The 16,165-nt window shown below is 63.9% G+C and carries 15 protein-coding genes; 5 read left to right on the top strand and 10 right to left on the bottom strand.

Annotation, left to right across the window (positions count from 1 at the left end):
• Positions 1-41 precede the first annotated feature (41 nt).
• Genes C7450_RS26635 through C7450_RS26610 form a run of 6 tightly spaced genes read right to left on the bottom strand, consistent with a single transcriptional unit; the run spans position 42 to position 5,342 of the window.
• On the bottom strand, positions 42-821 hold the full coding sequence (locus C7450_RS26635; protein WP_110377526.1) for an ABC transporter permease: 780 nt from the start codon (positions 819-821) through the stop codon (positions 42-44).
• Positions 818-1,654 carry an ABC transporter ATP-binding protein gene (locus tag C7450_RS26630; RefSeq protein WP_110377525.1) on the bottom strand — a complete coding sequence of 279 codons (837 nt, stop codon included), beginning with the start codon at positions 1,652-1,654 and terminating at the stop codon, positions 818-820. Before C7450_RS26630 ends, C7450_RS26635 begins: the two co-directional genes overlap by 4 nt.
• Positions 1,654-2,088 carry a GlcG/HbpS family heme-binding protein gene (locus tag C7450_RS26625; RefSeq protein WP_110377524.1) on the bottom strand — a complete coding sequence of 145 codons (435 nt, stop codon included), beginning with the start codon at positions 2,086-2,088 and terminating at the stop codon, positions 1,654-1,656. Before C7450_RS26625 ends, C7450_RS26630 begins: the two co-directional genes overlap by 1 nt.
• A 34-nt stretch (positions 2,089-2,122) precedes the next feature.
• Positions 2,123-2,881 (bottom strand): SDR family oxidoreductase, encoded by a 759-nt coding sequence (locus tag C7450_RS26620; protein WP_110377523.1) that lies wholly within the window; start codon positions 2,879-2,881, stop codon positions 2,123-2,125.
• Positions 2,872-4,311: a dihydropyrimidinase gene (gene hydA, locus C7450_RS26615; protein WP_110377522.1), complete on the bottom strand. Its 1,440-nt coding sequence runs from the start codon at positions 4,309-4,311 to the stop codon at positions 2,872-2,874. The genes C7450_RS26620 and hydA overlap by 10 nt, the downstream gene beginning before the upstream one ends.
• Entirely contained in the window at positions 4,308-5,342 is a 1,035-nt protein-coding gene (locus tag C7450_RS26610; RefSeq protein WP_110377521.1) for an ABC transporter substrate-binding protein, read from the bottom strand. Before C7450_RS26610 ends, hydA begins: the two co-directional genes overlap by 4 nt.
• 134 nt (positions 5,343-5,476) lie before the next feature.
• On the opposite strand from C7450_RS26610, the gene C7450_RS26605 reads away from it, so the two are divergent.
• The 3 genes from C7450_RS26605 to C7450_RS26595 all read left to right on the top strand — a co-directional run bounded on the left by C7450_RS26605 (position 5,477) and on the right by C7450_RS26595 (position 8,865).
• Positions 5,477-6,211, top strand: coding sequence for a GntR family transcriptional regulator (locus C7450_RS26605; RefSeq protein ID WP_110377520.1), 735 nt, complete (start codon positions 5,477-5,479; stop codon positions 6,209-6,211).
• Between the two features lie 560 nt (positions 6,212-6,771).
• The gene (locus tag C7450_RS26600) at positions 6,772-7,542 is read left to right on the top strand and encodes a FadR/GntR family transcriptional regulator (RefSeq protein ID WP_170147456.1); all 771 of its coding nucleotides are present in this window, start codon (positions 6,772-6,774) and stop codon (positions 7,540-7,542) included.
• Positions 7,543-7,599: 57 nt separating this feature from the next.
• On the top strand, positions 7,600-8,865 hold the full coding sequence (locus C7450_RS26595; protein WP_110377518.1) for an extracellular solute-binding protein: 1,266 nt from the start codon (positions 7,600-7,602) through the stop codon (positions 8,863-8,865).
• Positions 8,866-8,918: 53 nt separating this feature from the next.
• Here C7450_RS26595 and C7450_RS26590 read toward each other — a convergent pair whose 3' ends face one another.
• Positions 8,919-9,812: an NAD(P)-dependent oxidoreductase gene (locus tag C7450_RS26590; protein WP_110377517.1), complete on the bottom strand. Its 894-nt coding sequence runs from the start codon at positions 9,810-9,812 to the stop codon at positions 8,919-8,921.
• Between the two features lie 59 nt (positions 9,813-9,871).
• A complete protein-coding gene (locus C7450_RS26585; protein ID WP_110377516.1) occupies positions 9,872-11,290 on the bottom strand; it encodes an FAD-dependent oxidoreductase in 1,419 nt (472 codons plus the stop codon).
• A 231-nt stretch (positions 11,291-11,521) separates the two neighbouring features.
• Between C7450_RS26585 and C7450_RS26580 the strand changes: the two genes are divergently transcribed.
• Both C7450_RS26580 and C7450_RS26575 read left to right on the top strand, forming a co-directional pair.
• Positions 11,522-12,466: a carbohydrate ABC transporter permease gene (locus tag C7450_RS26580; RefSeq protein ID WP_110377515.1), complete on the top strand. Its 945-nt coding sequence runs from the start codon at positions 11,522-11,524 to the stop codon at positions 12,464-12,466.
• The gene (locus tag C7450_RS26575) at positions 12,459-13,292 is read left to right on the top strand and encodes a carbohydrate ABC transporter permease (RefSeq protein ID WP_110377514.1); all 834 of its coding nucleotides are present in this window, start codon (positions 12,459-12,461) and stop codon (positions 13,290-13,292) included. The genes C7450_RS26580 and C7450_RS26575 overlap by 8 nt, the downstream gene beginning before the upstream one ends.
• 175 nt (positions 13,293-13,467) lie before the next feature.
• Here the strand turns inward: C7450_RS26575 and C7450_RS26570 are convergent, their stop codons facing one another.
• A complete protein-coding gene (locus C7450_RS26570) occupies positions 13,468-14,322 on the bottom strand; it encodes a sulfite exporter TauE/SafE family protein (RefSeq protein WP_110377513.1) in 855 nt (284 codons plus the stop codon).
• A gap of 249 nt (positions 14,323-14,571) precedes the next feature.
• Entirely contained in the window at positions 14,572-16,164 is a 1,593-nt protein-coding gene (locus C7450_RS26565) for a gamma-glutamyltransferase family protein (RefSeq protein ID WP_110377512.1), read from the bottom strand.
• Between the last annotated feature and the right edge of the window lies 1 nt (position 16,165).

Genomic DNA, 16,165 nt, shown 5'->3' with positions numbered 1-16,165 from the left:
GCCAAGGCGACGCCCCACATTGGCCAAGGTATCCGCCGGGTTCAGCCCATGGCGAATTCCTGCTTGCGGTTTGCCCAGCCGCAGATGCGCTGCTCGATGACGGCGAAAACCGCGTAGAGAAGGATGCCGAGAAGCGCGAGCGCGAGGAGCCCGGCAAAGGCCAGCGGCACGTCGAAGCTCGCCGTCGCCATCATCATCACCGTGCCGATGCCGCGATTGGCGGCGACGGTCTCGGACAGCACCGTTCCCACGAAGGCGAGGGTCACCGCGACTTTCAGCGACGCAAAGAAGTAGGGCATGGTGCGCGGCAGGCTCACGTTCCAGAACACCTGCGAGCGGTTGGCTCCCAGGGCCTTCAGCACGTCCTCCATCTCCGGTTCGGTCGTGGCCAGGCCGGTCGCGACATTCACGACGATCGGGAAGATGCAGGTGGTGAGCGCGGTGAGGATGGCCGGCAGCGTGCCGGAACCGAACCAGAGAACGAAGATCGGCACCACCGCCACTTTCGGAATGGAGGAAAACCCCACCAGCAAGGGATAGGCCACGTTATAGGCGGTGCGCGAGACGCCGACGATGGCGCCGAGCGCCACGCCGATCACCATGCCCAGGAGGAAGCCGACCATCGTGGTGAGAAGCGTCTGCAGGATATGCGGCCAGAGCGCCGGCATCTGTACGATAAGGGTCGAGATAACCGTGCTCGGCGGTGGAAGCACGATCGGGCTGATCCCGAACAGAACGCAGGATACCTCCCAGGCGAGGAAGAGAAGAACGATAAAGCTTGCGGATTTGACGTGATCCAAAGAGCGTTGGGACAGCGTCATTGAGCCGGCTCCTTCGCTTGTCGCGCTTCGACGATCAGTCGCCGGAGATCATTCGTCAGATCGGTAAATTCAGGCTGGAACGTCGTTTCCAGGGTCCTTGGGCGAGCGAGATCGACCTGCCTGTCCTCGGTCACACGCCCCGGGCGGGCGCTCATCACGAGAATGCGGCTGGCGAGAAACGCAGCCTCCCGCAAGTCGTGGGTCACCAGGAACACCGTGGGCCGGGTCTCCATCCAGAGCTCCTGGAGGATCGACCACAACTCCTCCCGGGTGAACTGGTCGAGCGCGCCGAAGGGTTCGTCGAGCATCAGCAGTTTCGGAGAATGCACGAGCGCGCGGCACAGATTGGCCCGCTGCAGCATGCCGCCTGACAATTCCCATGGCCGCCGGTCGCCGAAGCCGGTGAGGCCGACCTTTGCGAGCAGGCCCTCCGCGCGGTCATAGAAGACCGTGCGCTTGTCCCGCCGGAAGGTGGCGGCGTAAGGCTGCACGATCTTGAGCGGCAGCATGATGTTCTCGCGGATCGTCAGCCAGGGCAGCATGGTCGGGTTCTGGAAAGCCATGCCGATGCCGATGCGCTCGGCGCCCACCTCGCGGCCGGCGACGAAGACATGGCCTTCCGTCGGCCGCAGCAGGCCGGCGACAAGCTTCAGGATCGTCGACTTCCCGCAGCCGGACGGTCCCACCATGGCGACGAAATCGCCGGGATGGACGGTGAGGTTGGTTCGGTCGAGCGCCAGGAACGCATTGCTGCCTTTGCCGAAGCGCACATTCACGTTCTCGAGTTGGGCGATCCGGCTCGTCGGCATGGCTGACGTGAGGCCCGCTTCCATCACGCCACGTCCATGTTGCCGATGTGGCGTGCAAAAGCGGCGACCGCCGCCCTTGCGACCTCGAGATCCTGCTCGCCGGTTCCTGACCCCACGCCTATGCCGCCGACGATCTGGCCGTCCACCTTGAGAGGCAGGCCGCCAAGCAGATTGGTCATCCGCCCGCTCGTCGCGGCAGCGAGGGCCGACGCCTTCTCGGGAGGCATGTGTCCCGTTGGTTCGCCCGTGGTGGCGGCGGTCATTGCCTTGCGCGTCGCGCTCTCGACCGAGAGGACACGGGCGCCGTCCATGCGCACGAAGGCGAGCAGGTTGCACCCCTCGTCGACGATCGCGATACATTGCGGCGCGCCCATCGCGGTCGCAGTGGCAAGCGCAGCCTGCATCACCGCCAGGGCGCCGTCATGGGTCAGTTTGAGCGCGGGACGAACAATATTCACCGGTGAAACTCCTTCTCCAGGCTGGTCGCGAGCGTCAGACATGGCGCACATACCCCCCATCCACACGATAGATGCTGCCCGTGACGTAGGACGCCGCCTGGCTGCAGAGGAAAGCCGCGACGGCCGCCACCTCCTCCGGCGTGCCATATCGGCCCATGGGAATCTGCGCCCAGGAGCGCTGCCGGATCGTCTCGACATCCACCTGTTCGCGTTCGGCCGTGGCCGCGTCTGTCAGGTGCACGCGCTCCGTGCCGATGCGGCCGGGCATCAGGATGTTCACGGTCACACCGTCGCCGGCGACCTCCGGCGCGAGGGATTTGGACCAGGCGATCAACCCGGCGCGCAGGGTATTGGAGATGCCGAGCACGGGGATCGGCTGCACCGCGCCGGTGCTGACCACGGTGATGATGCGGCCCCAGCGGTTTTGGCGCATGGCCGGCAGGAAGAGATCGGTCAGGCGGATCACTGCCAAAGACATGCTTCGGAAGCTCTCCTCCCAGTCAGCCGGATCGCGGCCGAGCGCGCTGCCATAGGGAGGGCCGCCGGTGTTGTTCACCAGGATGTCGATCTCGCCGACGGCCGCGGCGAAGGCGGGAAGAGATGCCGTATCGGACAGGTCGAGACGGACCTGAGCCGCCCCGAGTTCCACCGCCGCATTGGCCAATGCCGTCTCGTCCCGCGCCGCGATGGCGAGCTTTGCCCCCTCCGCCGCAAGGGCCCGGGCGATCGACAGTCCCATGCCGCGATTGCCGCCGAGGACCAGCGCACGCTTCCCCGTAATCCCTAGATCCATGCCCTGATCTCCCGTGTGTTCCAGGCGGAGGAGGTCTGCTGCGTCAGGAACCGTCCCCTTCCGGGCGTGCCAGTCAACGTTCCGCCCTGGACGATGACTTCGCCGCGACTGATCACCGTCTCTGGCCAACCCTCGATAGCGAGGCCTTCGAACGGCGTGTAGTCGACGTTGTGGTGCAGCAGGTCGTTGGTGATGGTCGTGCGCCGCTCCGGATCCCACACCACGATGTCCGCATCGCTGCCGATCGCGATCGTTCCCTTGCGCGGATAGAGCCCGTAAAGCTTGGCATTGTTGGTCGCGGTCAGCGCCACGAAGCGGGGCAGATCGATCCGCCCCTTCACAACCCCTTCGCTGAACAGGATCGGCAGGCGCGTCTCGAGCCCCGGGATGCCGTTGGCGATACCCCTGAAGGAGGGATTGGGCCCGGCCTTCAGCTTTCCCTCCGCATCGAAGCGATAGGGCGCGTGGTCCGAATTGACGATGTCGACGGTTCCGTCCTCGATGCCGCGCCACAGCGCGGCCTGCGCCGCCGTGTCCCGTGGCGGCGGGCTGCACATCACCTTTGCCCCCAGCATATCCGGCTGATCGAGGTCCTGCGCGGTCAGGAGGAGATATTGCGGACAGGTCTCGGCCAGGACGGTGTGACCGCGCGTTCTTGCGCGGCGGATTTCCTCCAGCGGATCGCCGCCGCTGACATGGACGACGACAAGCGGGACGCCGGCGATCTCCGCGAGCGTCACGGCCCTGTGCGTCGCTTCCCGCTCCACCGGCAGCGGACGGGACTGGGCGTGGGCCACCGGGGTTGTGCGCCCGGAGCGTTCCAGCCGGTCCGCGAGCCAGCCGATGATCTCGTGATTTTCGGCATGGATCAGCATGATCGCTTTCTCCTGCCGGGCGATCTCGAAGACGTCGAGGATCTGCCGGTCGCTGAGCTGCATGGCCTCATAGGTCATGTAGACCTTGAGGCTCGTGTGCCCGCGGCGGATCAGCGCCGGCAGTTCCTGTCCGAGCACCGCAGGCGTCGGGTCGCTGATGATGAGATGGAAGGCGTAGTCGCCGACAGTCTGTCCTGCCGCCCGTTCGTGATAGTCGGCGACGGCGGCCGTGAGCGACTGGCCGCGATGCTGCACGCAGAACGGCACGATGGTGGTGGTCCCGCCGAAAGCCGCGCTGATGCTGCCCGAGCGGAAACCGTCGGCCATCCGCGCGCCCTTGGAGGCAAGGCCCGGCGCCTGTGACTGGTCGAGATGGCAATGGGCATCGATGCCGCCGGGAAGCACGATCTTTCCCGTGGCATCGATGACCCGGCGGCCATCGACGATCCTGTCCGCAATCGCGACGACGCGTTCGTTGCGGATGCCGATATCCGCCTTGAACACGTCGGCTCCCGTGGCGACTGTGCCGCCCCGGATGACGAGATCGAAGCTCATGCGGGCAGCTTCCGGACGGCCGCGGCGGGGAGGAAGGACGGATCGAACACCTCGTCCGGCTTGGGCACGGAGGACAGGCCGAACCCGGCGGCCACGGCTTCGAGGCTCTTCGCCAGCCGGCCGGCATCGACTGTGCCGAGGCCGTTGGCGCGCGATTCCGCGGTCGTCATCTGGTTCTTGATGAGCCAGAGGAGCTTCTGTTCCTCCAGATCGGCATTGATCAGCGGAGCATGGGCTTTGAGCGCGGCGATCGCCGCCTTGGGATCCTTGGCGGCGGCCTGCCAGCCCCGTGCGCTCGCCTCCACAAGCGCCCGGGCGGCCGGCGCATTCTGCGTGCGGAACTTGTCGGACAGGATGATGCCGTTGCCATAAAGGTCAAGCCCGGCATCGGAATAATACAGGAAGCGGATATCTCCAGGTTTGATACCCGCCTTCATCAGTCCGAAATACATGGTGGAATCGAAGCCCAGAATGGCGTCGGCGTCGCCGCCGGCAAGAACGGCTTCACGCAACTGCAGGCCGACCATGTTCCATTTCACGGCCGCGGGATCGATCTCCACGGCCTTGGCGTAGGTTTTGAACAGCCGATACGCGCCGTCGGGTGCGGCCGCGCCGATGGTCTTGCCGACGAGATCGGCGGGTTTGGCGATGCCGGATTTGGTGAGCGTCGCGACGCAGAGCGGGCTGCGGAAATAGACCATATAGACGTTGCGGATGGCGGCGCTGGCGTTCCTGGCATTGAACTCCGCCATCGTATTGATGTCGGCGATACCGGCGTCATAGACGCCAGAGCCGACCCGCGACACCGCCTCGCCGGAGCCGGCGCCGGTGTCGAACTGGCAATCGAGCCCCGCTTCCTTGTACCAGCCGTTCTGCTGGGCGAGAAAAAAGGCGGCGTTGGAGCCGTCAAACGGTGCCGCAAGAGAGAATTTGACAGGAGCGGCGGCGCTCGAAGACCCCGCTTTCAGCACGAGGGGTGCAGCAATGGCCGTCGTGATGAAGCCGCGCCGGCTCATGGTCAGGTTTGTCATGATCGTCCTCTTGCGTTGATGCCTGAGGAGGAGAGAGCAACCCGCGTGCCAATCTGCGAACTTGAATGAAAACAATGATGTGCTATGGATTGCGCACAATTCGTTGTGCAAGGTTTGGACGAGGGTGAGCAACAATGCAGCGGGACAAGCGCCTTGTCGGCGTGATGAACGACCGCAACCGCCCGCAGGTCGAAGATGCCGAGGATGCCTATGAGCACCTGTTTTCGGCGATCGTGGACCAGCGCCTGCTGCCCGGCACCAAGTTGACGGAAATGGCCCTCGTCGAGGCGTTCGGCGTCGGCCGACGTACAGTTGCGACGGCGTTGCAACGCCTGACCTGGGAGAAGCTGGTCGTCTTTTTCCCGAAGCGGGGCGCGTTTGTTGCGGCACCGGATGCGGAGGAGGCGCGGCAGGTGTTTGCCGCCCGCATCGCCGTGGAGGCGGGGACAACGGAAGCCGTGGCCCGGGCGGCCGATCCCGCGGCGATCGCGCAGCTACAGGAGAATATCGACCAGGAGAACCGGCTGCGCGAGCAGGGCCACATCCGTGAAGCCATCCACCTCTCAGGAGGATTTCATGTGCTGATGGCGGAACTGTCGGGAAACCGGATCCTGGCCGAGCAGGTGCGCCTGCTGGTTGCTCGCACCAGCCTCATCGTCAACCTGTTCGACAATCAGGCGGGCCTGGCGGGCTGGCATGACCACCATGATGATCTCATTCGCCATTGCGCCAACGGCGACGTTGCGGCTGCCGTCAGTCTGATGCGCGACCATATCATCGAGCTCCAGGATTCCCTGATACTCGATCGGCGGCGGCCTGTTGCCTTCGACATGCTCGGCGTGTTTGGAAAACCGGAGTTCCCACTTTAGCTCTGCATTCGTCAGATCGACGTCGACGCCATCGGGCGGTCGCCATCGGGCAGTCGCCATCGGGCAGTCGCTAGGGGTGAGGCGGATTGCCGGTCGATGGCGCGTTGAACGCGCGCGGCGAATGGATCGTTAGGGGAATACTGAAGGCAATACTCGCCCGTCGCACGGTTTTCGCTCCATGCATCCCGTCGTTGCGGCGATGACACGGGCCATGACACGGGCCAGCACGTCGCGCCGGCTGCATCTCCGCTGCCGAGCGTCTGCCGGCCGGATCGCGATGGACGATCGGATCGGCGCAAAAGCGACAGTCGGCGCAAAGACCGGAACGTCGCCTTCATAGGCGACGGGGTCGGGGACCTCGGCCGTTGGTGTGGACGCGTCCGGCCGAGCCGCCGCCGATGAGATCGTCGAACGGCATGGGGCAATCCAAGATACAACTCCTCCCGGACAAGGGGCCGATTTATTACATCATTGATCATTAATTTACAACGTTGACATTTTCGCCGTTCAGCGCATCATGTGCGGAGAGGGTCCTTGCCGGGCCAATGGAGCCGATCCCTGTGACAGACTTTGCCAACGACGCGACAACCGGAGACGCGGTCGCCCTCAGCGGTCGTCTTGCGATAGCCGTCTATGAGCAGATCGAGCGGCTCATCCGTCGCGGCGAGTTTCCCAAGGGGGTCAAGCTGCCGCCGGAATCCGAGCTCGCACGGCGCTTTGGGGTATCCAGGCCCGTCGTCAGGGAGGCCTTGGCGCGGCTGCGGGAGGAGGGGATCGTCAGATCCCAGCAGGGCTCCGGGACTTTCGTCATCCGGGGGATGCTTCCAAGCGCGGCTGCTCTGCCGCAGATCAAAACGCTTGCCGATCTGTTGCGCTATTACGAATACCGCATCGATGTCGAGGCCGCGACGGCCGGGCTCGCCGCCGAGCGGCGCACGGCCGACGATATCGCGGAGATCAGCAAGGTCCTGGCTGGTGCGGAAGAGATGCTGCGACAGGGCGAGCATCAGCTGCTGGCCGACGCGAATTTCGCATTTCACCGGGCCGTCGCGCAGGCGACGCGCAATCCTTTCTACGTCCGCACCCTGGAAATGATGCCGAATTTCATCGGTCGCAATCAACTCGATCTCGTGGTCTCCCGCCAGAACAGCAGCGACTCCTATCTCTGGCGCATCTATCACGAGCACATCGCGATCTTCGAGGCGATCGCGGCGGCGGACGGCGTGCGTGCGCGCGCGGAAATGCAGCGACACATCCTTGCCGCGCGCGATGTGGTGCTGAACCGGCAGTCATTGCTCGCCAACGTCGAGATCGACGACCGGACGACATGACGATCACGGCACGGCAACAGCCGGCCCGACAAGAACCACGCATGGGAGGAAGATAGCATGCTGACACGACGCGCAGCCTTGGCCGGGCTTGCGGGCAGTTCGATGGCAAAGGCGGTGCCAGCCTTTGCGCAGGACAAAAAGCTCACCATTGTCGCCCATGCCGTTCACAAGGCTGCGGCGACGACGGGCAAGGGGGGCGACATCACGGCCGCTTGGCGTGAGAAAAACGGCGCGACCATCGATTGGCTGACCTTCGGCGTCGAAGCCACCAATGAAAGGGCACTGCGCGAGGCCAGTCTCAGCCAGGGCGGCGTCGATGTGGCCTTCGTCCTGAACGGGCTGGTTGGGCCGCAATATGCGCAGCTCTTCGAGGATCTGCGCGAATGGCAAGCCAAGGACCCCATACCGGCCTTCGACGAGATCCCCGACGCGATGCTCGAGACACATCGTTACAGCGGCAAAGTCACCGCTATTCCTTATCGTCACGCGACGACCGGGCTCCATTACAATAGCGATCTCTTCGCCGAACGCGGATTTTCCAGCCCGCCGGCTACGATCAACGACATGATCGCGATGGCCGAAAAGCTGACCTACGACCGTCAGGATGGCACGAAAGTCTACGGGTTGATCGTGTCTATGGAAGATCTCGCCTGCACGCTCGACATCGTTCGCGCTTTTGGCGGCGATTTCATCACGCCCGATCTCAAAGTCATCATCGACCAGCCAGCGGCAGTTGAGGCGATCACGACGATGCGCGAGCTCGTCAAGACGAACGTGATGCCGCGCAACATCATGAATTTCAAGAACGAGGACGTGATCAACTATATGCAGCAGGGCCGCGCGGCGATGACCAACAGTCCATTCGGCCGCTATTTCACCTTCAACGATCCGAAGGCCAGCAAATTCCCGGGCAAGGTTCAGGCTGTGGCCCTGCCCGTCGGGGCCGATGGCAAACCGTCTCCCGCCAAGACCTCGGTCTGGGCGATGGCTATTCCGCGTAGTGGCCGCAACAAGGAACTGGCCTGGAGCCTGATCCGGCATCTGAGTACACCGGAAGCAACAATCCTCGCCACGCTCAACGGCAACGGGCCGGTGCGACCTTCCGCCTACAACGACGCCCGGGTGCAGCAGCTCCTGCCCTACGCGGCCGCCGACAAGACGGCACTCGCCACGGCAAGACTCATCACGCCGAGCTTCCCCAATGCCCAGCAGGCCATGAGCGTGCTGATGGAAGAAGTGGGCCTTGCTCTGCTCGGCCGCAAGGATCCTCAGGCCGCGATGAGCGACGCGAAGGCGCGGGTTGTGCCGTTGGTCGCGGCCTGACGCCTGATCCGATGAATGTGAGCCTGCCGGGATGCGTCTCCCGGCAGGCTTTTCTATAGGTCGAAGTGACTGGAAATGCTCTTGAAACAGGCGTCAACGAGCGCCTCGAAGCCCTCGATGGCCGCCCCGCCGATATGCGGCGTGGCCAATATCCCCGGCGTGTGACCGATCTGGTCGGCGGGCAGCGGCTCGATCGCGAAATTGTCGAAGCTCGCCGCTGCCAGATGGCCTTCTGCCACGGCAAGGCGCGCGGCCGCCTCATCGACGACCCCGGCCCGCGAGACCGAAATGAGGATTGCCGAACGCTTCATCACGGCGATTTCCGGCGCCCCGATCTCGCAAAGGGTCGATGGGGTCAACGGGAGTTGCACGGTCACGATGTCCGAACGTGCGAGGAGTTCCTCCTTCGCGACGTAGCGGGCGGAGACACCCGCAACCTCCGCCGCAGTTACATCATGGTAGAGAATGTCGACGTCGAGGGAATGCAGAAGCCTGGTGAGATCGCGCCCTATTGCGCCGTATCCCAGGAGGCCCACGGTCTTGCCCTGAAGCCTTCGTGAGACCATCCCGGGCCGGCCTGTTTCCCACCGACCGCGCGACCATGACACGGTGACATCGGGTAGCTGCCGCAGAAGCGCGAGCATGGCAAGCAGGATGAATTCCGAGACGCTGCGGGCGTTGACGCCGGGCAGCTCGGCCGTGGCGATGCCACGGCCTGCCACATAGTCTCTGTCGATATTGTCGAGCCCCGTACCCCAGCGCTGGACGAGTTTCAGCCGGGGACAGGCGGCAAGGAGCGCGTTTGAAACGGGCTCCGTGCCGACGACGAGCACATCCAGTCTCGCGAGTTTGAGGCGATCCGTTGGTGCGGGACCGAGAAATGTCGGCTCGATCCCAGGAGGGCAGCCGCGCCGGACATGTTGGCCCTGCTTGGATGCCCACTCCATCGCGAAGCCGACGGCAAGGCGTCGCGATGGATCCGCGCAGGATGTGTCGACAAGGGCCGTCAGAGCTGGGCTCCCTGGTCTTTGAGCGCCTGCTGGAGGAGGCCGATGGGGAGGTGACGGGCTTCAACGCCCTGATCAGTCGCCAAGGCGGCGGCCACCCCCGCCGCCTGGCCGGTCACGATACAGCCAGCCTGCTGGCGGATGGAGCCGCAGGCCACGCGATCCGCCGAGACGCAACGTCCCGCGACCAGCAGACCGTCAATCGCCTCGGGGACGAGAATGCGGTACGGGATCTGATAGAGCCGGCCGCCGCGAATAGCGGTCATGCGCGTGCTCTCGCTGCCATCGATGTTGTGGACGTCGACCGTCGCGCCGCAATAGCCGATGCTGTCGGGAAACGAACGGGCTTCAAGCACGTCTTCACCCGTCAACATATACGCACCGACCACACGCCGCGTCTCGCGAATGCCGATGTTGTCGGCGATCTGCAGGACATAGGCGTTTTCATAGCCGGGGACATATTTGCGGTAGAACTCGCCGATCTTCAGCGTGAAGTCCCGCATCGATCCGATGGCCTCGCTGAGCGTCTTGTTGTCCGTGGCATCGACGCGATAGGCCATGTCCACATTGTGCATGGTGATATCGTAGACGACTCTCCCATTGCGAAAGATCGGGCGCAAAATATTGTTGTGTGCCCGTGGGTTAAGGGTCGTTGAGCCAAATGCGCCGGGATAGTCGCCCGCCTGCGCAGCCACCTCCCGCAGGCGCGGGAGCCCCGGGATCGTGAGCGGTTTGCCCTCCTCGTAGAGCTTGCGCAGCTTCCTCAGATAGCCCTCCGAGAAGTCCTCCCGTCCGCTGCACGCGTAGTCGATCGTCTTGTCGAGCGCGACGCCACCCATCAGGAAATACATCGAGATGGGCTGGACATAGGTCGGGTCTCCCTTCTCGCCCTGTTCATAGCGAGCGCCGGCAAGCCAGGCCACATGGCCGTCGCCGGTGGTGTCGATCACATGGTCTGCAACGATCTCGTCGCCGAAATTGGCCTTCACCCCGACGACGCGCCCGTTCTCCCGCAGCACCGCCGTGACCTTCGTGTGGTATTCGACGGCAACACCCGCCTCGCGGCACATCTTGTCGATGACCACCTTCATGATCTCGGGGTCGAAGCTCACGCGGATCGTCGCTTGACCCGGGATGCCGTAAGCGCCGCCGGCGTCGATCAGCCGATCGATCATCTCCTGGGCAATCCCTTGCACCACCTGGTCGCCGGCATGCGAGGTCTCCATCTCGACGAGGGTTTCCTGATCCCGCCAGGGCTGGTGCCGCAAGGAGACGATGCCCGGGACAAGGCCGCCCGTCATGGTGCCGCCGAGATAGCTCGATTGCTCGAGAAGCGTGACATCCGCCCCCGCCCGCGCTGCAGCAATAGCCGCGGCGAAGCCGCTCGTTCCGCCGCCGACCACAACCACTTTCGCCATAACGTCGCTCCCTTGCCTGCGCTCGAGCTGCGCCCGAGGTTCGTTCGTTGAAATTACAAATATGTAATTCAATCTTACATCCTTGACAGAAACGCAAGGGCCCCCTAGACGTTTTCGTGGCTGCTTTCGCAGTCAAGACCCGATCAAGAGGGCGGAATTGGAGGGAGAATGCGCAATGCGGCACGCCCGGTGTCCTGATTCAGGCCATGACGCCATAGGGGAAAAGCGACCATGATCGCGCAGATCGCCCGACGGATCGACATCAGGCCGCTGCGGCGCGATGCGTCAGCGCGGGATCGCCAGCATCGTCCTCAGACGCGCCACGGCTTCTATATCCTGCTGCTTCTGCCGGCCATGCTGCTTCTTGTCGGCCTGCTGGCAACGCCCGCCGTCTACATCGTCTGGCTGAGTTTTCAGAAATCGACGCTTGGCCAGGATCCGGCCTTCGTGGGCCTTGCCAATTACGCGGCGCTTGTCACCGACGGCGCTTTCTGGCGGGCGGCTTGGAACACCTTCGCGGTCGTGAATGTGATCGTCTATGGCGAACTCGCCTTCGGATTGGCGGTGGCCGTTCTCTTGAGGCGCGTCGAGACGGGTCGCAAGCTGATCATTGCCGCGATCATCGCGCCCTATGCCATCACAGAGAGCAGCGGCATCGTGATGTGGCGGTTCATGATGGAACCCGACGTCGGCGTTGCGTCACGCCTTCTCGACGGGCTCGGCCTGGTGCTGCCATGGGATTCCGAGCCGTGGGCGGGGCTCGCGCTGGCCTGCATCATCGCCATCTGGCACCACATGCCCTTCACCTTCCTCATTCTCTATGCGGCGCTCCTGAGCGTGCCAAAAGAGACCCAGGAAGCGGCAGCCATCGATGGCGCCACGGCGTGGCAGCGGTTCTGGAAGGTCGAGGTGCCGATCATCATGCCCGCCATCCTGGTCGCCATCCTGTTTCGCTATATCTTCGCCATCAGGCTCTTCGGCGAGGTCTGGCTCTTGACGCGCGGCGGTCCGGCACGGCTCACCGAAGTATTGGCGATCTATCTCTATCGCGAAACCTTCCAGTTTCGGAACTTCGGCTTGGCCTCAGCTTCCGGTGTCTGTATGCTGTTGTTGTCGCTCCTGATAGCGCTACCCTATCTCTACAGGATGGCCAAGGAGGTGCGCCGTGATGCATGACGACCGCCCGCTGACACGTCTGTTGCGCGCGGCTGCCGTCATGGCCGTGCTGGCCTGGAGCCTGGTGCCCATCCTGCTCGTCGTGACATCGTCCTTCAAGGAGCCGCGCCAGATCTTCGAGGTTCCCTTTCGGATGTTCTTCATCCCAACCGCTGAGAATTTCACAACTCTCGCGCGGCTCAACCCTGAATTCTTCTCAAGCCTGCGCAACAGTATCATCGTCACGCTTTTTACAGTGCTTCTGACACTTTGTGCGTCTTTTGCCGCGGGTTATGTCTACGCGCGGACGAAGGAGACTGCTTACAAGGTTTCAGCGGTCTTCATGCTGGTCGTCAGGATGTTACCGCCGATCGTTGTGACGGTCCCGCTGTTTCCGGTGGTCAACTGGCTCGCGCTGAATGACAGTCATCTTATTCTCATCCTGCTCTACGCAGCATTCTACGTCAGTCTCGGGTCCTGGATGATGCGCTCCTTCGTGGCGCAGATCCCGATCGAGCTTGAAGAGGCGGCTGCGCTCGACGGGGCGTCCCTCTGGCAGATCCTGCGGCTGGTCATCCTGCCTCTCGCGGCTCAAGGGCTCGTCGCGCTGACGCTGTTCGTCGTCGTCTTCGCCTGGAACGAATATGTCTTCGCCATGATTTTCACCACGAGCAACGCCCGCACCGCGCCTGTCGTTATCGGTGAGATGTTGAGCACCGCCGAGGGCGTGCAGTGGGGCGCCGTCTTCGCGGCGGCGACGATCCAACTTGTGCCCGTCGTGTTGATCGTGCTGGCTCTCCAGCGCTTTCTGATCGCTGGCCTCACCGCCGGTGCCGTCAAGAGCTGATCCGGGCCGGACCGTCGTTCGGCCCCGTTTCGGCTCATAAAGTCGTTGCACCGACGCGGGCAGGACGGCCGCTAGTGGTTCGACTAGCAAGCTATTGGTTCTAGTGGAGCTTTTGAATCTGACATTTGATCTGGAGCTTGATGTCAGGCGGGACTCAAATGTCAAATTCGCTCCACTAGAGGGGGAGGAGGCTCATGAGAAAGCGGGCGCTCACCAATAGCAGGAAAAGGCCGAAAGCGATCTCCAGCCGGCGTTTGGGCATGGCGTGGGCAAGTCTGACGCCGAGCGGTGCGGTGAGCACGCTGGTCGGAATGAACAGGATGAGGCCGACGAGCGACACATAGCCGAGGGCCAGTGGTGGCTGGAGCGCGGCGACCTGCGGGAATTCCGCAGCGCGCGGCCAGCCGGCGTAGATATAGCCGAGCGTGCCCGGTATCGAGATGAGGACGCCCAGACCCGATGACGTCGCCACGGCCTGGTGGATCGGCCGGCCGTAGAACGTCATGAAGAGATTGGACAACTGTCCCCCGCCGATGCCCATGAGGCTCGACAGCACGCCGATGAGCCAGCCATAGACCGTCATGACGGCCTTGCGCGGCATCTCGAGGCCGAGATTCCACGAGTCCTTGCCGAACAGCAGGCGGACGGCAGAGACACCGGCGACCACGACGAAGACCGATTTGAAGAGGGCCTCCGGCGCATAACGCGCCACGAGACTGCCCATGCAGACACCGACGACGACGGGTATGGCCCATTGCCGCAGGATCGTCATGTCGACGGCGCCGCGCGCCCTATGCGCGTTGAAGGAGCGGATGGACGTCGGGATAATGATGGCCAGCGAGGTGCCGATACAGAGCGGCATGCGCACCTCCTCCGGCACGCCCGTCACACGGAAAAGCTCGTAGAGGACGGGCACTGCCACCGCGCCGCCGCCGACGCCGAATACGCCGGCAAGGAGACCCGTGACAGCGCCCGCGCACAGCAGCGAGACCACCAACCAGGCGAGGTCGTTCAACGGTATTCCATACATGCGGGTGATCCACGAGAGCGATGTGTTGGAAGCGGTTGGAGTTTCCGCCATGTCGGTGCTGAAGTAGCCTGCCGCGGGGGCGAAGCAAAGACCCGGGATGGATTATTCCGCCGGGTTCGGCAGGAGCACCGCGATCCGGTCGATGGCTGGAGCCTATCCAGTGAACTCCAGTTCACCGGATAGGCTCCAGGTCCTTATTTCCAAGCATTGTCTTCACGCGAAGCGGTGTCCATTTCGCCCGAAGATGCGCTAATAGCCTATGGCTGCGCCGTCGCTGCGCGGATCACTTGCACCCTCGAGCAGGCCGTTGGCATGGCGGACGATCGCACCGGCGTGCCCCATCGTGCTCGTGAAGGCGTCGACCAATGCAACGTCATGGCCGGCGCCGCGCAAGTCTGCGATCAGACTGTCCGAGAACCGGTTCTCGACTTTGAGCGTGACGCTGTCTTCGCCCCAGGTCTTGCCGAGGAGCCAGCGCGGCGCTGTGATTGCCGACTGGAGATCCTGGCCATAGATCCCGTAGCGCGTGAAGATGGCGGCCTGCGTCTGCGGTTGCCCCTCTCCCCCCATGGTTCCGTAAACCATGACCCGACCGTCCGGAAAAGAGGCGGCTGCCGGATTGAGCGTGTGAAACGGCTTTCGGCCCGGGCCGAGTTGGCGAATGCCATCCGACAACGAGAAGCTAGAGCCTCGGTTCTGCCAGAGCACACCTGTTTCCGGCAGCACGCATCCCGATCCGAACTCAAAGAAAATGCTTTGGATGAAGCTCACGGCGACGCCGTTTGCGTCGATGGCGCCAAGCCAGACCGTATCTCCGCCGGAGGGCTCTGCCGGCCAAGGCATCGCTTGGCGCATATCGATGGCGGCGGCGAGGCTGTCGAGCCGCTCCGGCTGCAACTGATCCTGTGCCGTCTCCGCCATGCTGGCGGGATCTCCGACAAGCCTGTCGCGGAGGACGAACGCCCGCTTGGTCGCCTCCACCAGGCCGTGCACGTGACCGAAGGTCTCGGCATCCGCCGTTACCTGCAAACGATCGAAGATCGCCAGGATCATGAGCGACGCCACCCCCTGCGTGGGCGGCGGACAATTCACCAGCCGAATGCCTCCGCGCAGCGTCGTGGCCAACGGCGAGGCCGTTATGGCGTGATGGTCCGCGAGGTCGAGCTGTGTCAGCGGCGCCCCGATGGCGGCAAGGTCGGATGCAAGCCGGCGGCCGAGTTCACCGCGATAGAGGTCATCGAAGCCTGCCGCCGCCAGGCGGCGAAGGGTTGCGGCCAAGGCGGGCAGGCGCATGAATTCGCCGGTCGTTGGCAGCCGCCCGTCCGGGAGAAAGGTCGCGGCGAATCCCGGAGCGTTGCGGAGCTCAGCAAGCTTGGCCTGCGTGAGTTCGGCCTGGCTTGCCGACACCGGGAAGCCGTTCTCGGCGTACCAGATCGCATCTTCCAGGATGCGCCCAAGCGGCAGACCGCCGCCGAGCGTCGTGCTCAACTGCTGCGCCTCACGCCAGCCAGACACGGTCCCCGCGACCGTATTGGCGGCAAGAGGACCGCGCGTCGGGACGAGCGACAGTCCCGCATCATTATACAGATCGGGCGTGGCGGCACGGGCTGCGCGGCCGCACGCATCGATCGCGATGGGATCACCACCGGGAGGGGCGATGATCCAGAAGCCGTCCCCGCCGATCCCCGTCATATGCGGATAGACGACGGCGAGGGTGGCTGCCATGGCAATTGCTGCCTCGATCGCGTTCCCGCCGTCGCGCAGGACACGCAACCCTGCCTCGCTGGCAAGATGATGCGGCGCCGTGACCATTCCGCGTTGCGACCTGACCGTATTCAGCATT

The organism is Chelatococcus asaccharovorans (genome assembly GCF_003201475.1).
Classification (GTDB): Bacteria; Pseudomonadota; Alphaproteobacteria; order Rhizobiales; family Beijerinckiaceae; genus Chelatococcus; species Chelatococcus asaccharovorans.
Note: the sequence above shows the minus strand (reverse complement) of the source record. Positions and strands in the feature narration are given on the sequence as shown.

Bases quoted from the DNA above. Each gene is read 5' to 3' on its own strand.
- C7450_RS26565 (WP_110377512.1), bottom strand. From the start codon at position 16,164: ATGCTGAATACGGTCAGGTCGCAACGCGGAATGGTCACGGCGCCGCAT.
- C7450_RS26575 (WP_110377514.1), top strand. From the start codon at position 12,459: ATGCATGACGACCGCCCGCTGACACGTCTGTTGCGCGCGGCTGCCGTC.
- C7450_RS26630 (WP_110377525.1), bottom strand. From the start codon at position 1,654: ATGGAAGCGGGCCTCACGTCAGCCATGCCGACGAGCCGGATCGCCCAA.
- C7450_RS26595 (WP_110377518.1), top strand. From the start codon at position 7,600: ATGCTGACACGACGCGCAGCCTTGGCCGGGCTTGCGGGCAGTTCGATG.
- C7450_RS26635 (WP_110377526.1), bottom strand. From the start codon at position 821: ATGACGCTGTCCCAACGCTCTTTGGATCACGTCAAATCCGCAAGCTTT.
- C7450_RS26590 (WP_110377517.1), bottom strand. From the start codon at position 9,812: ATGGAGTGGGCATCCAAGCAGGGCCAACATGTCCGGCGCGGCTGCCCT.
- C7450_RS26570 (WP_110377513.1), bottom strand. From the start codon at position 14,322: ATGTATGGAATACCGTTGAACGACCTCGCCTGGTTGGTGGTCTCGCTG.
- C7450_RS26580 (WP_110377515.1), top strand. From the start codon at position 11,522: ATGATCGCGCAGATCGCCCGACGGATCGACATCAGGCCGCTGCGGCGC.
- C7450_RS26610 (WP_110377521.1), bottom strand. From the start codon at position 5,342: ATGACAAACCTGACCATGAGCCGGCGCGGCTTCATCACGACGGCCATT.
- C7450_RS26605 (WP_110377520.1), top strand. From the start codon at position 5,477: ATGCAGCGGGACAAGCGCCTTGTCGGCGTGATGAACGACCGCAACCGC.
- hydA (WP_110377522.1), bottom strand. From the start codon at position 4,311: ATGAGCTTCGATCTCGTCATCCGGGGCGGCACAGTCGCCACGGGAGCC.
- C7450_RS26620 (WP_110377523.1), bottom strand. From the start codon at position 2,881: ATGGATCTAGGGATTACGGGGAAGCGTGCGCTGGTCCTCGGCGGCAAT.
- C7450_RS26585 (WP_110377516.1), bottom strand. From the start codon at position 11,290: ATGGCGAAAGTGGTTGTGGTCGGCGGCGGAACGAGCGGCTTCGCCGCG.